Source organism: Ruegeria sp. S263, assembly GCF_056780525.1.
Genome location: NZ_CM165558.1, coordinates 1,502,571 through 1,527,328, shown reverse-complemented (window position 1 = coordinate 1,527,328; position 24,758 = coordinate 1,502,571). Strand labels below are relative to the sequence as shown.

Genomic DNA, 24,758 nt, shown 5'->3' with positions numbered 1-24,758 from the left:
GTTAAGTCCGGTTTCTCGTTATTTTTGAAACGTTTGAGCGATATCCGAAATTAAATCGGAATATCGCGCAGGCGGCGCGACCTGACCTGTCACCCACTGATAGAGGTCCTGATCATTTTCGTGCAGAAGCGCGTCATAGTTATCCAACCCGCCCCCATCCATTCCAGCTAGGTTCCGATCCGCATATGCCGACAAAATCAAGTCCATTTCCTTGATCCCCCGACGCATAGAGCGCATTTTCAGGCGTTTGATCCTGACGTCCTGGGTTTCGGTCATTTGCTTTGCTCCAGCATCAGTCGGACGCGCTTTTCCAGACGCGCTGCGCGCTCGGAACTGGCGCGCATTTCACCCCGGATCGAGCGTAGTTCAGCAACGACCTCGGCCAGTTCGGGCGCGCTTTCGTCGGCTTCGACAGGCGCATCCATCCCCTCGCCTTCGCCCGTCAGCAACCACATAATCGAGACATTGACCATACCAGCCAGCATCGACAGACGGTTGGCCCGAGGCTCGGACAGGTCATTTTCCCACGCCGCGATCGTGGCCTTCTTTACCCCCAATCGGCGCGCCAATTGAGACTGTGTCATTCCACCGGCTTCCCGCGCGCCAGCCAACCGATCCCCGAATGTTGCAGCGTCCGGCCCATACCAGTCGTTTTCATCGTTCATTCGGGTCTCCAATTCTATAGGTCATATTGCTTGATCGTCATTCGGGCGCACCCTATGACAGACAAGTTGATCATTCAAACAGAGGGCCCCAATGAGTTTCCTGTCTGCGACACTGTCACGCGTAAAACCGTCGCCTACAATCGCAATGACGGCCAAAGCCGCCGAATTGAAGGCCGAAGGACGTGACGTTATCGGTCTAAGCGCCGGGGAACCGGACTTTGACACCCCTCAGAATATCAAGGACGCAGCGGTCGCCGCCATCGCCGCGGGCAAGACGAAATACACAGCACCCGACGGCATCCCCGAACTCAAAGAGGCCGCTTGCGTCAAGATGAAGCGCGATCACGGGCTGGAATATACCCCTGCGCAGATTTCAGTTGGCACCGGGGGCAAGCAGACGCTTTATAACGCGCTGATGGCCACGATAAACGAAGGCGATGAGGTGATTATCCCCGCCCCCTATTGGGTTAGCTACCCTGATATGGTGTTGCTGGCGGGCGGTACTCCGGTGATCGTGGAAACAACGCTTGAAAACAGCTTCAAGCTGACCCCAGACCAGCTTGAGGCCGCGATCACGCCTAAGACCAAGTGGTTCATCTTTAACTCTCCGTCCAATCCCACCGGCGCAGGGTATAGCCGCGCGGAACTGAAGGCGTTGACGGATGTTCTGATGCGTCACCCGCATGTGTGGATCATGTCGGATGATATGTACGAACACCTGGCCTATGACGGGTTCGAGTTCTGCACCCCGGCAGAGGTTGAACCTGGGCTGTACGAACGCACACTGACCTGCAACGGCGTGTCCAAGGCCTATGCCATGACCGGTTGGCGGATCGGATACGCGGCGGGGCCGGTGGAATTGATTGCGGCGATGCGCAAAATCCAATCTCAGTCGACGTCAAACCCCTGTTCCGTCAGCCAATGGGCAGCGGTCGAGGCTTTGAATGGAACACAGGCGTTTCTGGCCCCGAACAACGTGACGTTCAAACGTCGCCGCGATCTGGTGGTGCAGATGCTGAACGATATTGACGGCATAACCTGCCCCACGCCCGAGGGCGCATTCTATGTCTATCCATCCATTGCGGGGCTAATCGGCAAGACATCACCTGCGGGCACTGTGATCGAAAACGACGAGGCGTTCGCAACCGCCCTGCTGCAAGAGGCGGATGTGGCCGTCGTGTTCGGCGCAGCCTTTGGCCTGTCGCCGAATTTCCGCGTCAGCTATGCAACGTCGGACGAGGCGCTGACCGAAGCTTGCACACGCATACAACGCTTTTGCGCGTCCCTGACCTGATCGGAGGTTTCATGACAGCAATGTTGCCTGAATACTATTTCCGTGTTCGAGAAAACGGTGCAGTGGTTTTCAAGATCGACACTGAAAACCGCCAGCGCCGGATCGAGATGGATCAGATTGCTGTCATCAACATCCGCAACGGTGAGGTCAAACCACATGGCCAACGCTCGCTGTCCGAGGCGGATCGGACTGAAATCGAGCGGTGGATGGACGAGCGCAAAGAGCTGTTGGCCCGCCGGGATATCGACGACATTCACCGGGCGGTCGACTACCTGAATCTGACCGCGCAATGGGCGCAATCCAAGGCAACCGACGAACAGCTTGAATACGTTACGGACCGGTTGCTGCTGGCGATGCACGATCTGCGGTCGGTGCTGGTGCGCAAGAAAGCTGATCGCTTGGACAAAAGCTGATCAGGCCGAATTGCTGGCGGCCATCGGAACCCCGCGAACGGACCGTAGCCAAAACCGGGCCATCAGAAGAACGGCTGCGCAGGCCAGTCCCAGAACGAGGCCGAGCCAGACGCCGATGCCGTCCATCCCGCGGACAAAGCCAAAGTAATACGAGGCCGGGATTCCAATTACCCAATAGCTGAGCCCCGCCATCACCATCGGTATCTTGGCGTCCTGCAACCCTCGCAACAGGCCCAGGGCGATAACTTGCGCTCCGTCCACCAGTTGAAACAGTGCCGCCATCGCCAGAAGCCCGGTGCCGATCAGCAAGATTTGCGAGCGCTGCGGATCATCGGGTTCCATGAATAGCGAAATCAACGGCTCGGCGCAGGTCAGGAACAGGATCACCGTCAGGATCGACATCACCAATGACATCCCCGTCACCGCGATCGCCCCTTTTTCAAGATGCGCCCGATCTTTGCGCCCTAACGCATTGCCCGCACGGATCGTGGCCGCATTGGACAGCCCGAGATGCACCATGAACGTGGCGGAGGCGAGGTTCAGCGCGATCCCGTGGGCCGCCAGAGGCACCTGACCCAGCCAACCCATCATGATCGCTGACATTGCAAACAGGCTGACCTCGGCCAATGTGGTCAAGCCGATGGGCACGCCCAAACGCAGCACGCTGAAGAAGAATTCCCAATCCGGCCGCCAAAAGCGTTGAAACAGGCTGTGTTCAGGCAAAACGCGCACTGCATAGATTACGACGAATACCAATGAAACGATCTGTGTCACGACCGAGGCAATAGCCGCACCAATAACGCCAAGCTCTGGCGCGCCCCAGTTTCCAAAGATCAGCGCATAGTTGGTGAACCCGTTGACCACGGCGGCTGTGACGGTGATCCACAACACGATCTGAGTGCGTTCGAGCGCCGCCAGATAGGATTTCAATACCATTACTATAAGCGCCGGAAATAACCCCCAGCCTGCAACCCGCAGGTATTCGGATGCGGTTTTGGCCACTTCCGGCTCCTGATCCAATGCAATCAGGATCGGGTACGACCACCACAAAAGCGGCATCATCAACGCCGCATAGATCAGCGACAGCCACAGCCCCATGCGGGTCGAGCGACGAATGCTCGTCTCGTCCTCTTCGGCGGCGGCGGTGGCTACGATGGGCATGACGGCCCACCCAAACCCAGCACCAAACAGAAACAACACAAAGTAATAGCTGCTGGCCAGCGTGACTGCGGCCAGCGCCTCGACCCCATACCATCCCAGCATGATGGTATCGGTCAGACCGATGGCAAACTGCGCCAGATGCCCGCCGATCAACGGCAGGCCCAGTACGGCAATGGCCCGGAAATGGCCGCGATATGTCATCACCTTGTTCATTGCCCCAGCCTTATGCCCGGCCAGAGGCCGGGACAAGACCAGAACAGTGAAATTTCACAGTGAGACTATGAAACCCAAGGCAAAATCCACGCCCCGGACACCCCCTATCGCGCGTCAGGGTGCAGCGAGTTACCCAGAATATGCTCGGACCGATGGATCACGTGATGTGCCTGTCCGACAATCAGCGGATCGGGTTCACCCACGATGTCATGGTCCTTATCCGGATAATCCAGCGTCGACAGGAAGTGACGCATCGTATTGAGGCGCGCGCGCTTCTTGTCGTTCGACTTGATGATGGTCCACGGGGCGTCGGCTGTGTCTGTATAGAAGAACATCGCCTCTTTCGCCTCGGTGTAGTCCTCCCACTTGTCCAGGCTGGCCTTGTCGATGGGAGACAGCTTCCACTGCTTCAACGGATCAGTCTCGCGGCTTTTGAAACGGCGCTGCTGTTCGGTTTGCGTGACCGAGAACCAGTATTTGTAAAGCTGAATGCCGGAACGAACCAACATACGCTCTAGCTCTGGGGTTTGCCGCATGAACTCAAGGTATTCATTCGGAGAGCAGAACCCCATGACCCGCTCGACACCCGCACGGTTGTACCAGGAGCGGTCGTAGAAAACCATTTCCCCAACCGTTGGCAATTCCTGCACGTAACGCTGGTAATACCATTGGCCTTTTTCTTCCCATGTCGGCTTGTTCAGGGCCACAACGCGGGCTTGCCGGGGGTTCAGATGCTCCATGAACCTTTTGATCGTACCACCCTTGCCTGCGGCATCGCGCCCCTCAAACAGCAACACGAACCGCTGACCGGTCTCCTGCGCCCATAGCTGGACTTTCAGCAATTCAGCCTGCAACTGGGCCTTTTGTTCTTCGTACGTTTTACGGGCCAACTTGCGGTCATAAGGATATTTGCCGCTTTCGAAAGCATGGCGAATTTTGTCCGGGCTGGGCTGGCGTTCTGTGTCGGCCAAAGGTGGTACGATTTGAACCTGACCGTTTTTCTGTTCGATCTGCGCCGCTGTTTCCATTCAGTCTCTCCTTGCTACACTGTCCGACAAGGCATCTAGCAGAATGTGAAAAAACGCGCTTTGATTGGTGTCAAACTGCTACATCTTTCTTGTCGCGTTTACGTAAACACTCCAAGGGGTTCCGCTATGGAAAACAGGTTTATCAAGCTTAATGGTCAGAGTTTTTATCTGCGCAGTTGGGGCGACCCTTCGCTGCCGGTGATGCTGATGCTGCACGGCTTCCCTGAATATGGCGGTGCGTGGGGCGATCTGGCCCCGCACCTGTCAGAACACTTCCATTGCATCGCCCCCGATCAGCGCGGCTTTGGTCAAAGTTGGGCCCCAGCGGGAACTGATCACTATGCCCTGTCCAAACTGGTTTCCGACATGGCAGCCCTCATCGAGGATGCCGGTGCACCCGTTTGCGTTCTGGGTCACGACTGGGGCGCGGCAGTGGCCTACGGGCTAGCCATGTTCCGGCCGGAACTGGTCAGCAAGCTGATTATCGCAAACGGGGTTCATCCGGTTCCGTTTCAACGTGCCCTTGCGGAAGGAGGCGCACAGTCAAAAGCATCCCAATACATCAACGACCTGCGCGACCCAAACGCGGCCCAGCGGTTCTCGGCCGATGATTTTTCCCTATTGGAACGCTTTTTCCGGCGCGGCATGGGGGTTGACTGGCTATCTGACGAACAAATGCAGGACTACCGCACCGAATGGGCGCGCCCCGGGCGGCTTGATGCGATGCTGAATTGGTACCGGGCGTCACCTCTGATCGTTGCCGACCCGGATAAGCCCCTGACTGACCTGCCGGACTTGCCCTTGGATCGGCTGATGATCAAATGTCCGCACCTGTTGCTTTGGGGACCCGAAGACACCGCGCTGCTGCCCGAGTCGACTGCCGGGCTGGAGGACTTTGCCCCGGACCTGACCAGGATCGACATTCCCGGCGCTGATCATTGGCTGCACCATCAGCGCCCCGAGGTTTTGGCGCAGGAAATCAAGAACTGGATGGCGTCTTGACCGCCTAGCGATGCCCCCAATCGGCCGGGTCGTCCGAGTTGTTCGGCGATAGCCCAAGAACATCACCATCCGTCGAACAGCCAAGCCCCAGAACCGTCCGGTTGGCATAGGAGAAATACGCACAGACCTGATTGATCTCGAGGATCTCGCCGTCATCCCACCCGGCCTTCCGCAACGCCTCGACATCGGCCGCAACCATGTCTGACGGGGCTTCTGTCAATTTGCGCGCATACATCATAGCGGCGATTTGTGCCGCGTCCAGTGGGGCGGATTGGGGGGAACCTGCCTCGATTGCCGCGCGAATGGCATTGCCGCGATCGGGGTCGTTCAGCAGGCGTTGCAATCCGCTGAAATGATGTTCAACGCAATAGGCGCAGCGATTCAAGGAACTGACCCAAACACCCAGCACCTCAAGAAACCATTTCGGGATCGTATTGGCAGAATGGTGCAGGACATTCTTATAAAGCGCCATGTGGCCTTCCATCGAATGCGGCCGCAAGGAATGCACCATCATAATATTATCCACATTATTTCCGGGGCCGGTCACACGGTCGTACAGTTTTTTCAACCTGCCCGATGCCTGATCGAACGGAACTGTCTTGATCCAACTCATTCGGTTTCCTTGCTTTTTTCACACACAACGAGCGCACCTTAGACGCCCGCGACAAGATCTACGAGGGCCTATCGCGGACCAGTTTTCTGTTTATCACCCCGGATGCGGTGCCGAGATTTCTCAGTCCAAGCGACAAACAAACATTGTGGCGGACAAAGGCATCGTCATGCCATCTGGGCCAAAGCGATTTTCCAATTCGGCCCTAAATTCCTTAACGACGTCCTCGGGGTCGACACCGCCGCGTTCATTGATTTCGTCAATCAGCGGGTTCCCAAAAACCAACGATCTGGAGAACACCTCCAGATCCTGAATCTTCTTTTGAATTTTAATGATTTCATGCGTTACGTTGCTCCACCCGGCGGAAGACAGATCGCCAAGAACGGTGGCAGGATCGCCATAGTGAAAAGGAACTTTGTAGAACCCAGGCGGGTCGTCAGGAAAAACCTTCTGCATAAGCTCGTGTGCCATCTGCGAAAATGGGTTCTCTGACATTGGGCTCCAGACATTGAAGACATATCTGCCGCCCGGCCGCAAAACGCGCGCTGCTTCTCGATATGATGCGATTTTGTCGGGAAAGAACATTACGCCGAACTGACAGACCATTAAGTCAAATTCCGGCCCGTCAAACGGAAGCTCCATCGCATTGGCAACCGCAAACTGAATGTTCTCGTCACCGGAAAACTTGGCCTTCGCCACTTCCAGCATCGGCGCGTTCAGGTCGGTCACCAACAGACTTGCCTCTGCCGGTAACTTGTCCCGCAAGAATCTGCTGACTATTCCGGTACCCGCCGCCAGTTCAATCACCGAACTGGCGGGCTCATCGCAGCACTTTTCAGCAATGAGTGCCGCGTAGTCGACGAAGATATTTGGCCCCAGACCCTTGTCGTAATGTGTCGGTATATCTCCTACGAAACTGGCCGAGTTCGTGGTCATTTCAAATTCCCCCAATTAATTGATAATGCCAAGTGTCCCAATCTTATGCGAAAACGGGCTAACGCGCGAATGGCGGCCTAGGTTTGGCAAAATCCCACAACACTTCGCGTCCCTCTTCCCCCGGACCACATCACCTGCCATAATGGGCAAAACCCAAAAACAAGAGCAGCACCGATGCCCGACGATCTGTTGACGCCCAGCGCGACCGCTACATATGACGCCTCTTCGATCGAGGTTCTTGAAGGTCTGGAACCCGTTCGCAAACGCCCCGGCATGTATATCGGCGGCACGGATGAGCGCGCTTTGCACCACATGGTCGCGGAAATCCTCGACAACTCGATGGATGAGGCGGTCGCCGGTCACGCCAACCGTATCGAGGTTGAGCTGCACGAAGATTATGCGCTAACCGTGCGCGACAACGGACGCGGCATCCCGATTGATCCGCACCCCAAATTCCCCGACAAATCCGCGCTTGAGGTCATCCTGTGCACCCTACATGCGGGCGGTAAGTTCTCGGGCAAGGCCTACCAGACCTCGGGCGGTCTACATGGGGTTGGTGCCTCGGTGGTGAATGCGTTGTCGGATTCTATGGTTGTGCAGGTGGCCCGTGACAAGACGCTGTTCGAACAGCGGTTCTCGCGCGGTATCCCACTGGGTCCAGTGGAAAAGGTCGGCGCAGCCCCCAACCGGCGCGGCACCACGGTCACCTTCCATGCGGATGCCGAAATCTTTGGCCACCACAAATTCAAACCGGCACGACTGTTCAAGTCCATCCGCTCTAAGGCCTACTTATTCTCGGGCGTCGAAATCCGCTGGAAATCGCATATCGACGACGGCGAGACCCCGACCGAGGCGACGTTCCACTTCCCGGGCGGCCTGTCCGATTACCTCAAGGAGACGATGAACGGCTCGTCCACCTATGCCGAACAACCCTTCGCAGGCACCGTGGACTTCACCGAGAAATTCGGCACACCGGGCAAGGTCGAATGGGCGATCAACTGGACGCCCTCGCGCGATGGGTTCATCCAATCCTACTGTAACACCGTCCCCACCCCCGAAGGCGGCACCCATGTGGCGGGATTCTGGGCCGCGATCCTCAAGGGGATCAAGGCCTATGGCGAGTTGATCAACAACAAGAAAGCCGCGCGGATCACCCGTGATGACCTGATCACCGGCGGCTGCGCGCTGGTGTCGTGCTTTATCCGCGAGCCGGAATTTGTGGGCCAGACCAAAGACCGCCTTGCCACAGTCGAGGCGCAGCGACTGGTCGAAAATTCAGTCCGCGACCATTTCGATAACTGGCTGGCGGCGGATACGAAATCCGCCGGCGCGATACTCGACTTTGTGATACTCCGAGCCGAGGAACGTCTGCGCCGACGGGCCGAGAAAGAGACACAACGCAAGTCCGCCACTAAAAAACTTCGTCTTCCCGGCAAGTTGGTGGACTGCTCTAGTTCAACACGCGACGGCACCGAATTATTCATCGTCGAGGGAGATTCTGCGGGCGGCTCCGCAAAAATGGGCCGCGACCGCAAAACACAGGCCCTTTTGCCCCTGCGCGGTAAGATCCTGAACGTGCTGGGTGCGGCCAGTTCCAAGCTGGGCACCAATGCCGAGATCAACGACCTGACCCAAGCGCTGGGTGTGGGCCTTGGCACCAAGTTCAACGTCGACGACCTGCGCTATGACAAGATCATCATCATGACCGACGCGGATGTGGACGGCGCGCATATCGCGTCCTTGCTGATGACGTTCTTCTTCACCCAGATGCGGCCCATGATTGACGCGGGCCACCTTTATCTGGCCTGCCCGCCCCTCTATCGCCTGACCCAAGGCGCCAAGCGTGTCTATTGTCTGGACGAAGCCGAGCGGGACGAATGGCTGGAAAAAGGTCTGGGCGGCAAAGGCAAGATCGACGTCTCGCGCTTCAAGGGTCTGGGCGAGATGGACGCCAAGGACCTGAAAGAAACCACGATGGACCCGGCTTCGCGCAAACTGATCCGCGTCACGATTGACGAGGACGAACCCGGCGAAACCGGCGATCTGGTCGAGCGCCTGATGGGTAAGAAGCCTGAACTGCGATTCCAATACATTCAGGAGAACGCGCGGTTTGTTGAGGAGTTGGATGTCTAGCTACGAGTCGTCTGCGCGTAGATCCTTCAGTAGCTCATCAACTTCCTTATCAGCATCGAAAGCGATCCTTCTGGCCGTCTCGTAGAGCTGACGAAAGTCTTGGGTTGTATAGTGATAATTTGAGGCATCTTTTAAGTCTTCGTCTGTAAACCTGTCGACAGTGTCTCCTTCGTCGTTTCGAATCGAGAGCGTGTCATCTCCTGCACTCGAAAGAGCTAATCGAACTGTACGTCTTCCGACCGGTGCCTCCAACGTGCGCGAGAATTGATCCCATTCCCAATCAAGTTCACCGGTATCGGTTTTTTGCTGAACCGCCCCGAACAGCTCGATCCATTTTTTACTCATTTCTCGCGTGCCCCTTTAGATACTCTTGAATGGAGATCAATTCATGCAGTATCAACTCAATTGTTTGTTTGGACTTGAGCGTATCCATAGCCATGCCCCGTTCTTCTGCTGCGTCCGCGGATCGCGCCAAACGCTTAATTAGATCCAAAACTGTTTCTAGCTTTGTACGTTTTTCTCCTAAGGAAACTCTGTCCGCAGACAACAACCTGACCACTTCCAATTGAGCGGTTTCCAAGTTTTCGGAAACCCGCCTCCAGTCTTTTCCCCTAATTTCATGCCGCGCACTTTTTAGATTTTCTACAATCGAGCCGATGCTTCCTACAGCATCAAATGCTGAAAAGAGTGAAACAGCATTTTCTGCCACAATACTGGCCTTTTTTGCTCTCCGCGCAGCTAGAAAGGCAAAAATGAGTGAAAGAGCACCAAAAATCGTCCCGAGAAGACTGTACCCTTCCATAAATAGACAGCTTCTAAAAACGCCATATTTAAAAAAACAGCCTCCAGTTTTCTTGAAACACATGAACTAAATTCTATTAATTATCAACAACTAGATCTTCATTCACAGAAGCGCCCCCCCCAACGTCACAAAAATCACCAACTGCTCAAAAGACGACAAAAAACAACCGGGCTGCATTGCAACAAAAACTCAAAAAATGCTTGTTAAGCCTTCGGTATACCCGCAGTGTTTTATATCCTGCAGTGACAGAAAGATTGAGACGTCATTTTTTACATCCGCCGCCGCCCCTTGCCTAACCCGTTGATCTCGTTCACACTTACTCTCAACCCGTCATTCAAGAACGACATTTGAGGTTCCCGAGCGTCCAAGACCCATTTGACCCACTGATTTTTCAACGGGAGGACGACATGAAGACAGTAACCCTTGGGTTGGCCCTGGCCCTGCTGGCCAGCCAAGTGACCGCGCAACAAACGCTCAGCACTGCATCGCCAATTCCGGATGGGGCTGAGACCCGGTTTTGCTATTACGCAGGCATGGCCTATTCACAGGACGCTTTTGTGGTGATCTTCGGCGATAATACTGTGACTGACACGATCAGTACCCGTGAAGAGCACCTGCTGCGCTGTGTTAAGAACGACGACGGCTCACTCAGCTGGAAACCCCAAAGCAGCTTCCAGATCAGCCGGTGACACCCGACGTCTGATCCAGCCAGTCCGCAATCTGTCCGGCCGGGCCTTCCCAGCCGGGCTCCATGAACAGAAAATGCGCGTGGTTTTCTACGGGCAGAAAGGTTGCGCGTTCGCCGTACAGATTGGCTAGCGAGCGACAGGTGTTGGGGTTCACGGCCCGGTCCTCGGTGCCGGAAACGATCAGAACGGGGCAGTCGACCTTGTCCCTGTCCACCTTCATCGCGTGGTGGTCGTCGAACATCCAAAAGAACATCTCGAACATCACCCGCCCGCTTTCGGGGCCGAGCTGGTCGAACACCGCGTGCTGCTGCGCCTCGGGCAGTTTGTTCAGCGCAAAAGGGGCCATCAGATCGAAATCGACGCGCATGGGCTGTTTCCAGAACGCCCCGCCCTCCATCAGCGCACGCGGTACAGCGCGTTCGTCATCGGTTTCGGGCAACGTCCCCCAGGCCGCGTTCGGGTTGATCAGGACAATGGCGCTGGCCAGCCCACGAGACGCCACCTGCTGCGCCACAACCCCCGCGATGGCATGGCCCAGCAGCACAGGCTTGCTGTCCAGCCCCTGCACGAATGCGGCAATGTCATCGGCGTAATCCATAACGCTGGTATCGGTCAGACCGGGGTCAGGCTCGGCCTTGGGGTCTCCAACATGATAGCGCAGCGCGGGGGTGTGTACCGTCCAGCCGCGCGCGCGGAAGAAGCCCGCGTAATCCTGCATACACCACGGCCCGGCAAAGGCCCCGTGGATCAGAACTATCTCTTTGGTCATGAAAATCTCCCTCACCTGCACACAGTATGCGAGGTGAAGGAGCGTGTCTGCAAGCCTGTTACAGCGCGGCTTTGAACAACGCGGTCAGGTTGTCTTCGGTCAATTCAATCGGGTTGCCGCCGCAGGACGGGTCGATGATCGCGCCTTTGACCAGTTCGGGGACCCGTGCTTCGGTCACGCCCAGATCGGACAGTTTGCGCGGGATGGCGAAGCTGTCGTTGAACTCCTGCACAAAGGCGCGGAAGCCGTCAAAGCCGCCCTCAATGCCCAGATAGGCCGCGGCCTGCTGGAAACGGTCGGCGATGGCGGGGGCGTTAAAGTCCAGAACGGCCGGCATACAAACGGCGTTCGTGGTGCCGTGATGGGTGTTGAACACCGCGCCAATCGGGTGGCTCATCGCGTGTATCGCGCCAAGGCCCTTTTGAAACGCCGTCGCCCCCATCGCCGCCGCGCTCATCATCTGGGCGCGCGCTTCGATATCGGAGCCGTCTTTATAGGCACGCGGCAGGTAGTCCTTAACCAGCCGCATCCCCTCCAGCGCGATGCCTTGGGACATGGGGTGGTAATGCGGGCTCGAGAACGCCTCGACACAATGGGCGAATGCATCCAGACCGGTGCCTGCGGTGATGAACTTGGGCATACCCACGGTCAGCTCGGGGTCGCAGATCACGACCGTCGGCAGCACTTTCGGGTGGAAGATGATCTTTTTGACATGTGTTTCCGAATTGGTGATGACGCTTGCGCGCCCCACCTCGGACCCCGTCCCAGCCGTGGTCGGCACGGCGATGATCGGCGCGATGGCATCGGCATCAGCACGGGTCCACCAGTCGCCTATATCCTCATAATCCCACACCGGACGAGTCTGGCCGCACATGAACGCAACCATTTTGCCCAGATCCAGCCCCGAGCCACCGCCAAAGGCAATCACGCCGTCATGGCCGCCCGCATTATAGGCGGCAACCCCGGCTTCGAGGTTCTTTTCATTGGGGTTCGGGTCAACGTCGCTGAACAGACCGCGGCCCAGTCCCGCAGCCTCAAGGATATCCAACGTCGCCGTCGTGATCGGCAGATCGGCTAGCCCCTTGTCAGTCACCAGCAAAGGGCGTTTCATCCCGGCAGCTGCGCAAGCTTCGGGCAATTCCTTGATCCGGCCAGCGCCAAACTTGATCGCGGTCGGATATGACCAGTTTCCAACAAGGCTCATGATGTCACCTTTTTCAGATGGTAGGATTTGGGACGTGTGAGGTTGTGATAGCCGATGACCGACAATCCCCCTCCGCGCCCTGTATTCTTGCAACCGGTCCAACACAGGCCCGGGTCCAGATAGTCCGCCCGGTTCATGAACACGGTGCCGGTTTCGATCTGGTCCCCCACCCGCGCAGCACGATCCACATCGCGGGTCCAGAGGCTGGCGGTCAGGCCAAACTCGCTGTCATTCATCAGCGCGATGGCTTCTTCGTCGGACGAGACTTTCATGATGCCCACCACCGGGCCAAAGCTTTCGTCCCGCATCACGCGCATATCATGGGTGACATTGGTCAGGATCTGCGGGGTCAGGTAGGCCCCGCCATCATCCTCGGCGAAGGTCTCGATATGGGCCACCGCACCCGCCGCGACCGCTTCGGCAATCTGCGCGCGCACCTCATCGGCAAAGCGGACATTGGCCATCGGACCAATCGTCGTCTCGGCATCCAGCGGGTTGCCTAGCTTATAGCCGTTCACGACCCCAACCGCCTTGGCAACAAACGCATCGTAAAGGCTCTCATGCACATAAATCCGCTCGATCCCGCAACAACACTGGCCCGAGTTAAACATCGCCCCGTCGATCAACGTATCCACGGCCGCATCCAGATCGGCATCCTCCATGACATAGCCAGGATCCTTGCCGCCCAGCTCGGTGCCAACGCCGGTAAAGGTGCCCGCCGCCGCGCGTTCCATCGCCTGCCCGCCACCGACCGAGCCGGTGAAGTTCACAAAATCAAACGCCCTGCCCGCGATCAGATCATTGGTCACGTCATGGCTGAGGAACACGTTCTGAAACACATCCTGCGGCACGCCCGCTGCATGAAATGCCTGCGTCATCCGCTCACCCACCAACAAAGTCTGCGTGGCATGTTTCAACACCACCGCATTGCCCGCAATCAACGCAGGCGCGACCGTGTTGATCGCCGTCATGTAAGGATAGTTCCAGGGCGCCACTACAAAAACGACCCCATGCGGGATACGCTTTATATAGCGCTTAAAGGTCTCATCCTCACCCACCGCGATATCAGCCAGCGAAACCTCGGCAATCTCGGCCATATGGCTGGCACGCTCATTGAACCCACCGAACTCACCGCCATAGCGCACGGGGCGACCCATCATATGCGCAAGCTCGGGCACGATCTCATCATTCATCGCACCCACAGCAGCCACGCCTGCCATCACAAGGCGGGTCCGCTCCTGCAACGGACGCGCCGCCCAATCCGCCTGTGCCGCCCGCGCCAGCGCAGCAGCCTCAAACGCCGCCTCAGCCGACAGCACTTCACGCTCTGCATAAACCGATCCATCAATCGGTGAGACACATTTCAACATCTGCCCCATCTTCACTCCATTTCCGAAAGAAGCAGGATCCCCTGCTTCATCTGGCCAAAAATATCCCGGGGGTCTGGGGGCAGAGCCCCCAGCCAACCCGTCTCAAGCCCGCTCAAACCCGCGCGCGATTTCCCAATCGGTCACCACACGCTCGAATTCTTCAACCTCGACCTCTGCCGCACGGGAATAATGATCGACCACCTCGTCGCCCATGGCAGCCCGCAACATGGCTGACCCATACAACGCATCCCGCGCCGCACGCAGATTGCCGGGGATCATACCCGTTTCGCCCTGATAGACGTCTCCCTGCGTCGGAGGCTGCAACTCCAGCCCCTCTTCAATCCCGGCAATCCCAGCGGCCAGCATCCCTGCCATAGCCAGATAAGGGTTCATGTCCGAACCCGGAATACGGCACTCTACCCGTACCGCCTTGGTGCCATCCCCACACAAACGGAACCCCGCGGTGCGATTGTCCACCGACCAGATGATCCGTGTAGGCGCAAAGGTGCCCTTCATGAACCGCTTATAGCTGTTAACGTACGGTGCCATGAAATAGGTGTAATCGGCCGCGTATTTCAACAATCCAGCCATGTAGCTTTTCATCAGAGCCGACATGCCCAGCGCATCCGACTTATCGAAAAACGCCGGTTGCCCATCCGCCCAAAGCGACTGATGCACATGGGACGAACTGCCCACTTTCTCATGATGCCATTTGGGCAGGAACGTCGCCGCATGACCATGCTGCCACGCGATCTCTTTCACCGCGTTCTTGGCAATCGAGTGATACTCGGCAGTGTCCATCGCCGCCGCATATTTGATGTTCAACTCTTCCTGCCCGGTCTCGGCCTCCCCTTTCGAATTCTCGACCGGTATGCCCGCATTCCACAGATGGTTGCGGATCGGACGCATCACATGCTCTTCCTTGGTGGTCTGCAGGATGTGATAGTCTTCGTTATAGCCCGAGATAGGCTCCAGATCGCGGAAGCCCTCCTTGCGGATCTGGTCAAAGCTTTTCTCGAACAGAAAGAACTCCAACTCGGTGGCGCACATTGCGTCATAGCCCATAGCCTTCAGCCGGTTCACCTGCTTTTTCAGAATGGACCGAGGCGCATGGGGTACTTCCTCATGCGTGTGGTGATCCAGCACATCGCACATCACCATAGCGGTGCGCTCAAGCCACGGCACCGGGCGCAGAGTGCTCAGGTCGGGCTTCATCACGTAATCGCCATAGCCGCGTTCCCAACTTGTGGCGGCATAGCCATCGGGGGTCGCCATCTCGAGGTCTGTCGCCAGCAGGTAGTTGCAACAATGGGTCTCCTCCCATGCGCCAGCCACGAAATGCCCTGCATGGAAACGCTTGCCCATTAAGCGCCCCTGCATGTCGACCATGCAGACCAGCACGGTATCGACCTCACCGGCTTCGACCTTGGCTTTCAGATCGTCCAAACGTGCGTCATTGCCCATCCCGTTCATCCTTTGTTATTTTCTGGGGCTATCGCCCCAAACTCTGTCCCGCGGCCCTAGTCTTCGACCGCTTCGTTTTCCATTTCCATCACCAAACGTGTTTCCAGCACCTGCCCGCTTTGATAGAGGATCGGATAGGCGACGGCGGCGATATGCCCGTGCAGGTCACGCATGGCGCGCAATGTTTCAAGATGCAGATCGCTAGAGGCGAAGCTCTCGGCCTGGCCTCTCTCAAGCCGTTTCAGATGCGCCTTGCGGCTCTTCCGTGACATCCGCTTGACCTCGACCTTGTCCAGCACCAATCGGCGCGCGCAATCCATGTCATCAACCAGCAGCACATGCCGAGCAAGCGAGAAACTAGCCAGCACAGTCGCGTGCAGATCCTTGAGCTCCTTCCAGCCCTGCGTCGAAAATTCGGTACGTTCAGTGTGTTTGATCTGCGCGGTTCGGGTCATGCGGTTGGATACCACGTCGCCCGCAGCCTCAAGCCGGATCGCGTATTCGACCAAGCCGCGTGCCGCCTTGATCTGCGCCTTGCTCATGTTCTGGCGCGGCATCCGGGCGAAAAAACGTCGGATTTCGGTCAACTGCGCATTCACCCGTTCATCTTGCTGCCACAGGGCCGAGATCGCGTCGCTATCATCCTGTTCGTAGATATCTAGAACCGGGCGGAACATGCGCTCGACCTGCGTGACCATCTGCAACAGCTCATGCCGGACCGAGGACATCGCGACATTCGCCCCTGACGCGCTGGGATCGTTCAGTGGGCTCAGCGCGTACGAGAACTGATCCATCACGCCTGCCTCGTCCTTTGGCTCGGGCAGCAACAGCGTCATCGGGCGTTCCAACCAATTTACGAACCCTGTGGCCAGCACGAATACGGCAAGGTTGAACCCGATATGGGCCAGGATCAACGACTGCCCTGCCCCGGCCGCCATAAGCGCCTGATGCGCGCCGGTCACGTTGACCGCGATCAGCATCACCAGCGCCGCACTGCCGCGCAGCAGAAGGTTGGCCAGCGGAATGCGACGCGCGGAAACCGTCAGGTCACGCGTCAGCCAGATCGGAATGAAGGCCGAACCCAGATTGGCCCCAAGCACCAGCGAAAGACCAGCCGCAAAGGGGATTGCTCCGACCTGAACCAGTGTTACGCACATCAGGATCGTCGCCACGGAACTGTGCATAACAAAGGCCAAAACAGCGCCCACGATGAAGGCGCTGAAATAGTCGCTTTCCAGATAGCCCGCGATCGCGGGCAAAAAGGCGCTTTCGCGGATCGGATCAACCGCATCCCGCAGGAACTGCAATGAGACCAGAATGAACGCAATGCCAAGAACAATGCGCCCGATCAGCCGCACATTGGCGCGATCGGATTTGAGGTAAAGCCAGCCACCAAGCGCCAGCAAAACGGGTTGCAGCCAGCCAAGATCGTAAGACAAAACCTGAATGACCAGCGCAGCCCCCAGATCCGCACCCAGCACCCCGGCCAATGCGATGCCAAAGCTGACCATGCCAGCCGCCGCAAAACCGGTCAGCAATACCGTCACCGCGGCCGAGCTTTGCAGGATCGTGGCCAGAACCATACCGGCCCCACCTGCAACAAATACGTTTGAATGGCGCGTCAACAGCGACTGAAACAACGCACCAAAGCGCCGTTCGATGCCCGTGCGGACCAGCCGCACCGCAAAAAGCAACAACATGGTTGCCGCAAAAATCTCGATCAGGAACCCGGCGATTGCCATTTGCCTATACCCCACGGACTCGGTTCACGCCAAAGCGTGACCGGAGCGTTCTTGTCTGTTTCGGAGGCAAGCCTAGCATTGGGGACAGGGGTTCCAGTGGTTCAATACCGGCACGCGACCGAGGCCGCGCGCCGTAGTCGCTTGGATTTTAGCCGTAACGATAAGGCCGCCCGGCCTTGAGCATGTCGGCGTTATACTGCTTGAAGATCTCGACGACCTTCGCCTTGGTCTCGGACTCGGCTGCGATTTCATCCCAGAAGGCAACGGCCGCTTCTTCAACCGTCGCCCATTCTTCATCCGGGATCGAGGTCAGCTGCATCTTATCGCCGTTGACGCGCAGGCTGGCCTCGCCACCCCAATACCACCACTGACGATAGTAGTGCGACTGGTCACAGCAGACGCGGAAAAGGGTCTGCAGGTCTTCGGGCAGCTCGTTCCAGCGATCCATATTTGCAAAGAACGATCCCGCCCATGCGCCCGAGATGTTGTTGGTCAGGAAGTAGTTGGTCACATCCGCCCAACCGACAGTGTAGTCCTCGGTGATGCCGGACCATGCGATGCCGTCCAACTCGCCGGTCTGCACGGCGACTTCGATATCTTCCCAAGGCAGGGTCACCGGCACGACACCAAACTGGCTTAGGAAGCGGCCCGCTGTCGGGAAGGTAAAGACGCGCTTGCCTTGTAGGTCGGCCAGGCTGTTAATCGGGTCTTTGGTGGCAAAGTGGCAGGGGTCCCATGCACCGGCGCTGATATGCTTGACGCCGACCTTGGAATATTCCTCGTCCCAGATCTCGTTCAGGCCGTACTGGTTGAACAGCACCGGCACGTCCAGCGAATAGCGCGACGCAAACGGGAAATAGCCGCCGAACACGGTGACTTCGGTGGGCGACGCCATCGAGTCATCGTCGGACTGAACCGCATCAATCGTGCCCTTCTGCATGGCGCGGAACAACTCTCCGGTCGGGACAAGCTGATCGGCATAGAACAGCTCGATCTGCATCCGGTCGCCAGCGATCTTGTTGAACATCTCGATCGCGGGGTCGATCACATGGGCGGCAAGCGCAGGACCGGCATAAGTCTGCATCCGCCATGTGATCGTGCTCTGCGCCAGTGCAGGCGCAGCCAGAGGTGCGGCGGCAACACCTACCCCGGCTGTTTTCAGAAACTTACGTCTTGTTGTCATGTCATTTCCTCTCTGTTGTAGGTTTTCGTGCCGCTTGGACGGGCATTCTTGTTAATTTCCATAGACATAGCCGGGCAACCACAGGGCGATTTCCGGGAAGATCATGATGATCGTCAGCGCCAGCACCATCACCGCGACAAACGGAAAGATCGAGCGGTAGATGTCGCGCAGCGTGATCTCAGGCGGGGCCATGGCCCGCATCAAGAACAGGTTATAACCGAATGGCGGCGTCATATAGGCGATCTGGGTGGTGATCGTATAAAGCACCCCATACCAGATCAGATCAAAACCCAACGCCCCCACCAGCGGCACATAGAGCGGCGCCACGATCACCAGCATCGCCGTGTCGTCCAGAAACGTGCCCATGACGATAAAGCTGAGCTGCATCAGGATCAGGATCATCCACGGCGACAGGCCCAGTTGATCGGTGAACAGATTGTCGATGGCTTTCACCGCGCCCAGCCCATCGAACACCGCGCCAAAGCCAAGGGCGGCGAGGATGATCCACATGAACATGCATGAGATTGCCAGCGTTTGCTTGGTGCAATCCTCGAAAATCTTCCACGTCATGCGCCGTTTGACAACCGAAACGACTAGAGCAGTCAGCGCCCCGATCGCCGAGCTTTCAACAAGCGAAGTCCAGCCGTTCACAAACGGCACCATCATCGCGGCAAAGATGATCAGCGGTAGCGCACCGGCGCCCAATAGGCGGATTTTCTCGGCCCTCGGCACCTCATGCGCGTCTTTCATTGCGGGGCCAAGTTCGGGCTGAATACGGCATCGGATCCAGATATAGAGGATGAACAAGCTTGCCATCAGCAGTCCCGGCACGATCCCGGCCAGCCATAACTGCCCCACCGGTTGCCGCGCGATCATCGCATAAAGCACCAGCACAACCGAGGGCGGCACCAGAATGCCCAGACTGGACCCGGCTTGAATAACACCCGTCACCATCGTCTTGTCATAGCCCCGCCGCAGCAGTTCCGGCAGCGCAATGGTTGCGCCAATGGCCATCCCCGCGACGCTGAGACCGTTCATGGCCGAAACCAGAACCATCAGGCCAATCGTGCCGATCGCCAACCCACCATTCACCGGCCCCATCCACACATGGAACATCCGATACAGGTCATCGGCCAGACGGCTTTCCGACAACACATAGCCCATGAAAATGAACATCGGCAGGGTCAGCAGCGGATACCATTTCATCAGCTTCATAGCGGCCGAGAATGTTATGTCCTGCCCGCCCGTTCCCCACAGGGCGAGCGCAGCGACAGTAGCGACCGCGCCGATCGCGCCAAAGACGCGCTGACCTGTGAACAGCATCAGCATCATCGACGCGAACATGAAAATGGCAATGTATTCCTGGCTCATGCCCGACGAACCCCGATTTCCTGCCCGTTGATCCGGGCTATGTCTTTGAAGAATTCCGATATCGCCTGTAGCAGCATCAGGAAGAAGCCGAACACCATGATCGCCTTGACGGGCCAGATATAAGGCCGCCACGCGGTCGAGGATCGTTCGAGGCGCCCGATCTCTTCGCTGCCGGTCAGCAGGCCGGTGAAGTACGAGATCGGCGAATCCCCCCAATAGCCAAGGCTATAGGCGGTTGATCCCAGCCCGCCGTAAAACAGCACGCCCAGATACAAGATCAGCAGCAAAACGGTGAAGGCGTCGAACCACGCTTTTTTCGTGTGGCTCCAATTGTGATAGAACAGGTCCATCCGCACGTTCGACCCCAGTTGAATCGAATATGGCCCGCCCATGATGTAATAGGTCACCATCGCGAACTGCGCCATTTCCAGCGTCCACAGCGACGGCAGGAAAAACGTCTTCGAGATCGAAGACCACAGCAGGATTCCCATCATCACGAACAGGCCCCACATCATCACCCGCCCGATCCTATAATTGATCGCATCGACGACGCGGACATATGAGCTCATGACCCGGATCACATCGCCACCTTCTTTTTGATGCCCGACAAGACACTTGCAATCCACGGAACCAGCGCGTCAGCCACAGCCGATTGCTGTTCAGGCGTTTCGATCAGGTCGTTGCGGATTTCGATCATTACGTTCAGCAACCCGCGCGGCGCGGCCTGCGCGTCCAGTGTATGCGCAACACCATCGACGGCCGAATAGGGCTCGTTCAAACGGGTGACGTATGGGTTCTGGGCTGGCTGTTGGGCCATCATTGAGGTCGCGAACCGGTCATCCTCTCCGTGCAGGATACCCAGTTCCACCTTACGCTTTTTGCCAAGATAAATGGGCGTGAAGCTGTGAACAGTGACCATCAACTCTAGCGAGCGCCGATACTGGTCCAACACTTCCGACAGGGATGCACGAAACGGCTCATAAACCCCCTCGATACGCGCTTTACGCGCTTGCGAAGACAGGTTCGCATTGGCCGGAATGTCCCAGTTCTCACTTTTTACCGGCATGGCCCCGGCGGCTTCGGGCGGGCGATTGCAGTCGTAAACCAGACGCGACACACCGCCATAAACCAAGGGGGCCGACATGCGCACTGCCATCAGCTTTGCCACAGCCAATGCGCCGGGATCCCAGGCGATATGGCTTTGCAACGCATCTGTCTCCAATCCCATGTCCCCAAGACATACAGGGATTCGATTGGACGCGTGCTCACAAACCAGCGCCACCGAAGGCGCATCGTCTGCCAAATCCGTGTGAACGACTTTTCCGAAGTCCAATTCTAAGCCCTGCGATTCCATGCGTGATCGTTGTGGAAAAATTTCCACACTCGGCAATCTCCTGTCAATAATTTTCCTGTATAAATTTTTCCACGCTTGATCTTGATGAAAAATTGTTCACATTATGCGCCTGTCGCATACAGGAGGATCGTTCAGTGCGGGTGACGGACAGGCTGCTGGCCCATCGGGACAAGATGACCCCTTCTGAACGGCAACTCATCAGTGTTCTGCTGGATGATTACCCGATGGCCGGGCTGGGCAGCATCACCGAATTGGCCAGCACCGCCTCGGTCTCGACCACCACGGTCGCGCGGATGCTGCAAAAAACCGGGTTTGACGGCTACCCTCAGTTTCAGGCCGCCCTGCGCGGCGAGGTGAAAGAGATGATCTCGGGGCCCGTCGCCAAGCGCGACGTCTGGCAGAATGACCTGCCCGAAGAACACATCCTGAATCGCTATTCCCAGCAATCCCTTGCCAACCAGAAGCGCACGATAGACGAAGTTGATCCCGGCGAATTCGATAGCTTTTGCAACCTGTTATCGGACCCGGATCGGCGGATTTTCATCACCGGGGGGCGAATAACGGGCACCTTGGCGCAGTACCTCTATCTGCACTTGCAAATGATCCGGCCCGACGTCCGGTTGCTGCCCGTTGCGGCCTCGTGGACGCATGATCTGCTGGATGTTCGAAAAAATGACGTTCTGGTTGCGCTGGACGTGCGCAGGTACGAGAACGCGACCATGTTGATCGGACAGCTTTGCCAGGAACGCGAGGCCGAGATTGTGCTGTTCACCGACCAGTGGCGCTCGCCTATTCACCGGCTCGCCAGGCACACGTTTGCGGCCCGGATTGCCGTGCCTTCGGCCTGGGACTCGATGGCTTCGATCCTTGCGTTGATGGAATGCGCCATCGCTGAAGTGCAGGAGCGGCTTTGGGATTCGGTCAAGGAACGCACTGACGAATTGGAGCAAGCCTTTGACCGCACAAAACTATTTCGGAAGTTTGGCCAAAGCTCTGGCTCTTGATTTCTGATCCGACAAAAAGAACAACAGCCCGTGAAGAGTGTTGCCACGTCGTGAACGCGTCGTCACTTTGTATGCATGACGTTTATTGCCGACAATCAACTGCCCCTGTTAATCCTGTTCTTTCTGATTGGATCGATTGGAACCGGGTTTCTGTTCCGTAAACCTGCTGGCCACCGTGCGTGGAAACTGGCTGATCTCGTTTGGGTTGTTCTGGGCGGAATCGGTGCCTTGGTTGCTGTTCTTGCGGGGTTGTACACCTCGGACAGTTCGCGGCTGGACCGGCAGATTGACGTGGCTTATGCCGCAACGCTTGCGTTCGACCGGGATGCCGCACGGTTCCGGCTGCGCTTTTGCGACCCCGCCTATGACAAAGATATCGGGGTTTTGTGCGACAAGGTGGAGTTCCTGTCGGCGTCCACCGCCAGTAATTCCGAGCTTCCGTTGTTTATCGCCGTCACCAACGAGGTCGCGCCGCTTCAGGGTCTGCATTTCCTGTTCGGACAAAGCGCAAAGGCCGAGCAGGACGATATGCGGGCAATGGCCTCAAAGGTTGAATCCTTCGACTTAGATCAGTTTCTGGTTTTCACGTCACTCGACGAAGAAACGCAGGCTGCAATCGACAACATGCGCCGAAAAGTTCCGGCAATCGCCGGGGACTATGTCATTCTTGCCCAGAGTTATGACGATCTGATCGCGCAGGTTGGGAAGCTAAAGGACGAATGGGAATACCTGCAGGCCAATGCACATATTCTGGTGCTCCAGATCGTCGCCCTCTGTCTGGTTAGTTTCGCGGCCCCGTTTCGGCTGGGTAAGTCGATCGTTGAACTGCGCACAAGCCTCAGCGCCGGTATGACTGAGCCAGCCGTTCGGGATCACCACCCAGAAAATACCGCGTCAGTGTCCACAAGTTCCGCGCACCCCGACGGGCCCACCCCACCCTCTGATACCGATCCGCACTTGTGAAGGCACGAACGGGTAACAGGGTTATACCCCGCAGCCGACGCGCCAGCGCAACATCCTCCATTAATGGCTGGTCCGGGTATCCCCCTGCATCCATGTAAGCCTTGCGCCTGATCAAAAGCCCCTGATCGCCATACGGCAACCGAAACAGGCGGCTGCGCAAATTGGCCCAACCCGCAACCCACGCAGGCGCAAACCCCGCAGCGCGGAAAGCAAGACGAAAGGCAGCCGGGCCGCCGGTCCGCAAGTGATCACCCACGGCCTTGCTCCACCCTTCTTGCAAGACGGTATCCGCGTGCAAAACCAATAACCATTCAGCCTTGGCCAATGCGCATCCGCGCTGCAGTTGTCCCCCGCGTGACGCAGCACCGGTCACAATCTCGGCCCCGGCGTCATCGGCAATTTCCAACGTAGAATCGGTAGAGCCACCATCAGAGACAATCAGTTCCCGGATTAGTCCGGTATGCAGCCCCTCCATCAAAGCCTGCAGCGTTTCAGGAAGGCTGTCCGCCGCATTCAGCGTAGGGATGACGATGCTGATCGGCGCTGGCATGATTGAAACCCTCTGGTCTTGTCGGCGTGAACTCCTATATCACGTGGCTCAGGGAAAAGACGAGGACGTAACATGCCCAATCGCCGCATCCTGCGCTTTGGCGGCGCGGACACTGACAGTTTCCTGCAAGGACTGGTGACAAATGACATCGCCGGGATGGAACACGGGATCGTCTACGCCGCGCTGCTGACACCTCAAGGCAAGTATCTGGCAGATTTCTTTCTGCTGCGGGACGGAGAGACCGTTCTTCTGGACGTGGCAGAGGAACTGGCTGACGGTCTCGTCAAGCGATTGAACATGTACAAGCTGCGGGCCGATGTCACGATCGAAGATAGCGGCCTGAACCTTCAACGCGGCACGGGCCCTGCCCCCCAAGGCGCGCTGTCGGATCCCCGTCATCCCGAAATGGGCTGGCGCATCTACTCGGAAAGCGCCGAGGGCGACGACGGCACCGATTGGGACGCGATCCGCGTGCGTCACTGCATTCCCGAGACTGCAATCGAACTGACACCTGACAGCTATATCCTTGAATCCGGTTTCGAGGTCTTGAACGGTGTCGACTTCAAAAAGGGCTGCTATGTCGGGCAGGAAGTCACCGCGCGTATGAAACACAAGACCGAGTTGCGCAAGGGTCTGCGCAGCGTCCGGGTCGGCGGCGCGGCCCCGGTCGGGGCGGAAATTCTGTCCGATGGGAAACCCGCAGGCACGCTGTTTACCCAGTCTGATGGTCGGGGCATCGCATATCTTAGACTGGACCGCGCCAAAGGCGATTTAACCGCTGACGGGGTCCCTATCACCGTTGAGATTTGATTGTTGCCAATCCAGCACGGCGTAACCC

At 57.5% G+C, this 24,758-nt stretch carries 25 protein-coding genes and 1 pseudogene; 8 read left to right on the top strand and 18 right to left on the bottom strand.

Features of this window, described 5'->3' with window-relative positions; all coding sequences use genetic code 11:
* Positions 1 to 18: 18 nt before the first annotated feature.
* Both ACT2B1_RS07635 and ACT2B1_RS07630 read right to left on the bottom strand, forming a co-directional pair.
* Positions 19 to 276, bottom strand: coding sequence for a succinate dehydrogenase assembly factor 2 (locus tag ACT2B1_RS07635; protein ID WP_481668889.1), 258 nt, complete (start codon positions 274 to 276; stop codon positions 19 to 21).
* Entirely contained in the window at positions 273 to 665 is a 393-nt protein-coding gene (locus ACT2B1_RS07630) for a helix-turn-helix domain-containing protein (RefSeq protein ID WP_171122079.1), read from the bottom strand. The genes ACT2B1_RS07635 and ACT2B1_RS07630 overlap by 4 nt, the downstream gene beginning before the upstream one ends.
* 91 nt (positions 666 to 756) lie before the next feature.
* On the opposite strand from ACT2B1_RS07630, the gene ACT2B1_RS07625 reads away from it, so the two are divergent.
* Together ACT2B1_RS07625 and ACT2B1_RS07620 are read left to right on the top strand one after the other, a co-directional pair.
* Positions 757 to 1,959: a pyridoxal phosphate-dependent aminotransferase gene (locus ACT2B1_RS07625; protein ID WP_171240089.1), complete on the top strand. Its 1,203-nt coding sequence runs from the start codon at positions 757 to 759 to the stop codon at positions 1,957 to 1,959.
* Positions 1,960 to 1,970: 11 nt separating this feature from the next.
* Positions 1,971 to 2,372: a hypothetical protein gene (locus tag ACT2B1_RS07620; RefSeq protein ID WP_171240088.1), complete on the top strand. Its 402-nt coding sequence runs from the start codon at positions 1,971 to 1,973 to the stop codon at positions 2,370 to 2,372.
* Here the strand turns inward: ACT2B1_RS07620 and ACT2B1_RS07615 are convergent, their stop codons facing one another.
* The gene (locus tag ACT2B1_RS07615) at positions 2,373 to 3,746 is read right to left on the bottom strand and encodes an MATE family efflux transporter (protein WP_171122076.1); all 1,374 of its coding nucleotides are present in this window, start codon (positions 3,744 to 3,746) and stop codon (positions 2,373 to 2,375) included.
* Between the two features lie 104 nt (positions 3,747 to 3,850).
* On the bottom strand, positions 3,851 to 4,774 hold the full coding sequence (ppk2, locus tag ACT2B1_RS07610; protein ID WP_171122075.1) for a polyphosphate kinase 2: 924 nt from the start codon (positions 4,772 to 4,774) through the stop codon (positions 3,851 to 3,853).
* A gap of 126 nt (positions 4,775 to 4,900) precedes the next feature.
* Here ppk2 and ACT2B1_RS07605 point away from each other — a divergent pair, with 126 nt between their 5' ends.
* Positions 4,901 to 5,776, top strand: a complete 876-nt coding sequence (locus ACT2B1_RS07605) for an alpha/beta fold hydrolase (protein ID WP_171240087.1) — start codon at positions 4,901 to 4,903, stop codon at positions 5,774 to 5,776.
* A gap of 4 nt (positions 5,777 to 5,780) precedes the next feature.
* On the opposite strand, the gene ACT2B1_RS07600 is transcribed toward ACT2B1_RS07605, so the two are convergent.
* Together ACT2B1_RS07600 and ACT2B1_RS07595 are read right to left on the bottom strand one after the other, a co-directional pair.
* Positions 5,781 to 6,389, bottom strand: a complete 609-nt coding sequence (locus ACT2B1_RS07600) for a carboxymuconolactone decarboxylase family protein (RefSeq protein ID WP_171126458.1) — start codon at positions 6,387 to 6,389, stop codon at positions 5,781 to 5,783.
* Between the two features lie 120 nt (positions 6,390 to 6,509).
* Positions 6,510 to 7,322, bottom strand: a complete 813-nt coding sequence (locus ACT2B1_RS07595) for a class I SAM-dependent methyltransferase (RefSeq protein WP_481668888.1) — start codon at positions 7,320 to 7,322, stop codon at positions 6,510 to 6,512.
* A gap of 174 nt (positions 7,323 to 7,496) precedes the next feature.
* Here ACT2B1_RS07595 and parE point away from each other — a divergent pair, with 174 nt between their 5' ends.
* The gene (parE, locus tag ACT2B1_RS07590) at positions 7,497 to 9,455 is read left to right on the top strand and encodes a DNA topoisomerase IV subunit B (RefSeq protein WP_171240086.1); all 1,959 of its coding nucleotides are present in this window, start codon (positions 7,497 to 7,499) and stop codon (positions 9,453 to 9,455) included.
* Here parE and ACT2B1_RS07585 read toward each other — a convergent pair whose 3' ends face one another.
* Together ACT2B1_RS07585 and ACT2B1_RS07580 are read right to left on the bottom strand one after the other, a co-directional pair.
* Complete coding sequence (locus ACT2B1_RS07585) at positions 9,456 to 9,800, bottom strand: hypothetical protein (protein WP_481668887.1); 345 nt, start codon at positions 9,798 to 9,800, stop codon at positions 9,456 to 9,458. It abuts the gene before it with no gap.
* Positions 9,793 to 10,320, bottom strand: coding sequence for a hypothetical protein (locus ACT2B1_RS07580; RefSeq protein WP_481668886.1), 528 nt, complete (start codon positions 10,318 to 10,320; stop codon positions 9,793 to 9,795). Before ACT2B1_RS07580 ends, ACT2B1_RS07585 begins: the two co-directional genes overlap by 8 nt.
* 344 nt (positions 10,321 to 10,664) lie before the next feature.
* Here ACT2B1_RS07580 and ACT2B1_RS07575 point away from each other — a divergent pair, with 344 nt between their 5' ends.
* Positions 10,665 to 10,946, top strand: coding sequence for a hypothetical protein (locus ACT2B1_RS07575; RefSeq protein ID WP_171240083.1), 282 nt, complete (start codon positions 10,665 to 10,667; stop codon positions 10,944 to 10,946).
* On the opposite strand, the gene ACT2B1_RS07570 is transcribed toward ACT2B1_RS07575, so the two are convergent.
* The 9 genes from ACT2B1_RS07570 to ACT2B1_RS07530 all read right to left on the bottom strand — a co-directional run bounded on the left by ACT2B1_RS07570 (position 10,936) and on the right by ACT2B1_RS07530 (position 21,382).
* Positions 10,936 to 11,715 carry an alpha/beta hydrolase gene (locus tag ACT2B1_RS07570; RefSeq protein WP_171240082.1) on the bottom strand — a complete coding sequence of 260 codons (780 nt, stop codon included), beginning with the start codon at positions 11,713 to 11,715 and terminating at the stop codon, positions 10,936 to 10,938. The two genes, ACT2B1_RS07575 and ACT2B1_RS07570, sit on opposite strands and share 11 nt — an antisense overlap.
* A 58-nt stretch (positions 11,716 to 11,773) precedes the next feature.
* A complete protein-coding gene (locus ACT2B1_RS07565) occupies positions 11,774 to 12,919 on the bottom strand; it encodes an iron-containing alcohol dehydrogenase (RefSeq protein ID WP_171240081.1) in 1,146 nt (381 codons plus the stop codon).
* Positions 12,916 to 14,298: an aldehyde dehydrogenase family protein gene (locus ACT2B1_RS07560; RefSeq protein WP_481668885.1), complete on the bottom strand. Its 1,383-nt coding sequence runs from the start codon at positions 14,296 to 14,298 to the stop codon at positions 12,916 to 12,918. The genes ACT2B1_RS07565 and ACT2B1_RS07560 overlap by 4 nt, the downstream gene beginning before the upstream one ends.
* Before the next feature lie 93 nt (positions 14,299 to 14,391).
* On the bottom strand, positions 14,392 to 15,753 hold the full coding sequence (locus ACT2B1_RS07555) for a glutamine synthetase family protein (protein WP_481668884.1): 1,362 nt from the start codon (positions 15,751 to 15,753) through the stop codon (positions 14,392 to 14,394).
* Positions 15,754 to 15,809: 56 nt separating this feature from the next.
* The gene (locus ACT2B1_RS07550; protein ID WP_171240078.1) at positions 15,810 to 17,495 is read right to left on the bottom strand and encodes a Na/Pi cotransporter family protein; all 1,686 of its coding nucleotides are present in this window, start codon (positions 17,493 to 17,495) and stop codon (positions 15,810 to 15,812) included.
* A 148-nt stretch (positions 17,496 to 17,643) separates the two neighbouring features.
* Complete coding sequence (locus ACT2B1_RS07545; RefSeq protein ID WP_171122063.1) at positions 17,644 to 18,678, bottom strand: TRAP transporter substrate-binding protein; 1,035 nt, start codon at positions 18,676 to 18,678, stop codon at positions 17,644 to 17,646.
* A gap of 51 nt (positions 18,679 to 18,729) precedes the next feature.
* On the bottom strand, positions 18,730 to 20,049 hold the full coding sequence (locus tag ACT2B1_RS07540) for a TRAP transporter large permease (RefSeq protein ID WP_171125354.1): 1,320 nt from the start codon (positions 20,047 to 20,049) through the stop codon (positions 18,730 to 18,732).
* Positions 20,046 to 20,618 (bottom strand): TRAP transporter small permease subunit, encoded by a 573-nt coding sequence (locus tag ACT2B1_RS07535; RefSeq protein WP_171122061.1) that lies wholly within the window; start codon positions 20,616 to 20,618, stop codon positions 20,046 to 20,048. The genes ACT2B1_RS07540 and ACT2B1_RS07535 overlap by 4 nt, the downstream gene beginning before the upstream one ends.
* 8 nt (positions 20,619 to 20,626) lie before the next feature.
* Positions 20,627 to 21,382, bottom strand: a complete 756-nt coding sequence (locus ACT2B1_RS07530; protein ID WP_481668883.1) for an N-formylglutamate amidohydrolase — start codon at positions 21,380 to 21,382, stop codon at positions 20,627 to 20,629.
* 155 nt (positions 21,383 to 21,537) lie between these two features.
* Between ACT2B1_RS07530 and ACT2B1_RS07525 the strand changes: the two genes are divergently transcribed.
* The gene (locus ACT2B1_RS07525) at positions 21,538 to 22,407 is read left to right on the top strand and encodes a MurR/RpiR family transcriptional regulator (protein WP_481668882.1); all 870 of its coding nucleotides are present in this window, start codon (positions 21,538 to 21,540) and stop codon (positions 22,405 to 22,407) included.
* Between the two features lie 75 nt (positions 22,408 to 22,482).
* A pseudogene (locus tag ACT2B1_RS07520) lies at positions 22,483 to 23,238 on the top strand (hypothetical protein); the annotation flags it as partial.
* 7 nt (positions 23,239 to 23,245) lie between these two features.
* Here the strand turns inward: ACT2B1_RS07520 and ACT2B1_RS07515 are convergent.
* Positions 23,246 to 23,920, bottom strand: a complete 675-nt coding sequence (locus ACT2B1_RS07515) for a TIGR04283 family arsenosugar biosynthesis glycosyltransferase (protein ID WP_171125358.1) — start codon at positions 23,918 to 23,920, stop codon at positions 23,246 to 23,248.
* Between the two features lie 72 nt (positions 23,921 to 23,992).
* Here ACT2B1_RS07515 and ygfZ point away from each other — a divergent pair, with 72 nt between their 5' ends.
* Entirely contained in the window at positions 23,993 to 24,730 is a 738-nt protein-coding gene (ygfZ, locus tag ACT2B1_RS07510) for a CAF17-like 4Fe-4S cluster assembly/insertion protein YgfZ (RefSeq protein WP_171210816.1), read from the top strand.
* Positions 24,731 to 24,758 lie beyond the last annotated feature (28 nt).

Bases quoted from the DNA above. Each gene is read 5' to 3' on its own strand.
- ACT2B1_RS07635 (WP_481668889.1), bottom strand. From the start codon at position 276: ATGACCGAAACCCAGGACGTCAGGATCAAACGCCTGAAAATGCGCTCT.
- ACT2B1_RS07630 (WP_171122079.1), bottom strand. From the start codon at position 665: ATGAACGATGAAAACGACTGGTATGGGCCGGACGCTGCAACATTCGGG.
- ACT2B1_RS07625 (WP_171240089.1), top strand. From the start codon at position 757: ATGAGTTTCCTGTCTGCGACACTGTCACGCGTAAAACCGTCGCCTACA.
- ACT2B1_RS07620 (WP_171240088.1), top strand. From the start codon at position 1,971: ATGACAGCAATGTTGCCTGAATACTATTTCCGTGTTCGAGAAAACGGT.
- ACT2B1_RS07615 (WP_171122076.1), bottom strand. From the start codon at position 3,746: ATGAACAAGGTGATGACATATCGCGGCCATTTCCGGGCCATTGCCGTA.
- ppk2 (WP_171122075.1), bottom strand. From the start codon at position 4,774: ATGGAAACAGCGGCGCAGATCGAACAGAAAAACGGTCAGGTTCAAATC.
- ACT2B1_RS07605 (WP_171240087.1), top strand. From the start codon at position 4,901: ATGGAAAACAGGTTTATCAAGCTTAATGGTCAGAGTTTTTATCTGCGC.
- ACT2B1_RS07600 (WP_171126458.1), bottom strand. From the start codon at position 6,389: ATGAGTTGGATCAAGACAGTTCCGTTCGATCAGGCATCGGGCAGGTTG.
- ACT2B1_RS07595 (WP_481668888.1), bottom strand. From the start codon at position 7,322: ATGACCACGAACTCGGCCAGTTTCGTAGGAGATATACCGACACATTAC.
- parE (WP_171240086.1), top strand. From the start codon at position 7,497: ATGCCCGACGATCTGTTGACGCCCAGCGCGACCGCTACATATGACGCC.
- ACT2B1_RS07585 (WP_481668887.1), bottom strand. From the start codon at position 9,800: ATGAGTAAAAAATGGATCGAGCTGTTCGGGGCGGTTCAGCAAAAAACC.
- ACT2B1_RS07580 (WP_481668886.1), bottom strand. From the start codon at position 10,320: ATGTGTTTCAAGAAAACTGGAGGCTGTTTTTTTAAATATGGCGTTTTT.
- ACT2B1_RS07575 (WP_171240083.1), top strand. From the start codon at position 10,665: ATGAAGACAGTAACCCTTGGGTTGGCCCTGGCCCTGCTGGCCAGCCAA.
- ACT2B1_RS07570 (WP_171240082.1), bottom strand. From the start codon at position 11,715: ATGACCAAAGAGATAGTTCTGATCCACGGGGCCTTTGCCGGGCCGTGG.
- ACT2B1_RS07565 (WP_171240081.1), bottom strand. From the start codon at position 12,919: ATGAGCCTTGTTGGAAACTGGTCATATCCGACCGCGATCAAGTTTGGC.
- ACT2B1_RS07560 (WP_481668885.1), bottom strand. From the start codon at position 14,298: ATGGGGCAGATGTTGAAATGTGTCTCACCGATTGATGGATCGGTTTAT.
- ACT2B1_RS07555 (WP_481668884.1), bottom strand. From the start codon at position 15,753: ATGGGCAATGACGCACGTTTGGACGATCTGAAAGCCAAGGTCGAAGCC.
- ACT2B1_RS07550 (WP_171240078.1), bottom strand. From the start codon at position 17,495: ATGGCAATCGCCGGGTTCCTGATCGAGATTTTTGCGGCAACCATGTTG.
- ACT2B1_RS07545 (WP_171122063.1), bottom strand. From the start codon at position 18,678: ATGACAACAAGACGTAAGTTTCTGAAAACAGCCGGGGTAGGTGTTGCC.
- ACT2B1_RS07540 (WP_171125354.1), bottom strand. From the start codon at position 20,049: ATGAGCCAGGAATACATTGCCATTTTCATGTTCGCGTCGATGATGCTG.
- ACT2B1_RS07535 (WP_171122061.1), bottom strand. From the start codon at position 20,618: ATGAGCTCATATGTCCGCGTCGTCGATGCGATCAATTATAGGATCGGG.
- ACT2B1_RS07515 (WP_171125358.1), bottom strand. From the start codon at position 23,920: ATGCCAGCGCCGATCAGCATCGTCATCCCTACGCTGAATGCGGCGGAC.
- ygfZ (WP_171210816.1), top strand. From the start codon at position 23,993: ATGCCCAATCGCCGCATCCTGCGCTTTGGCGGCGCGGACACTGACAGT.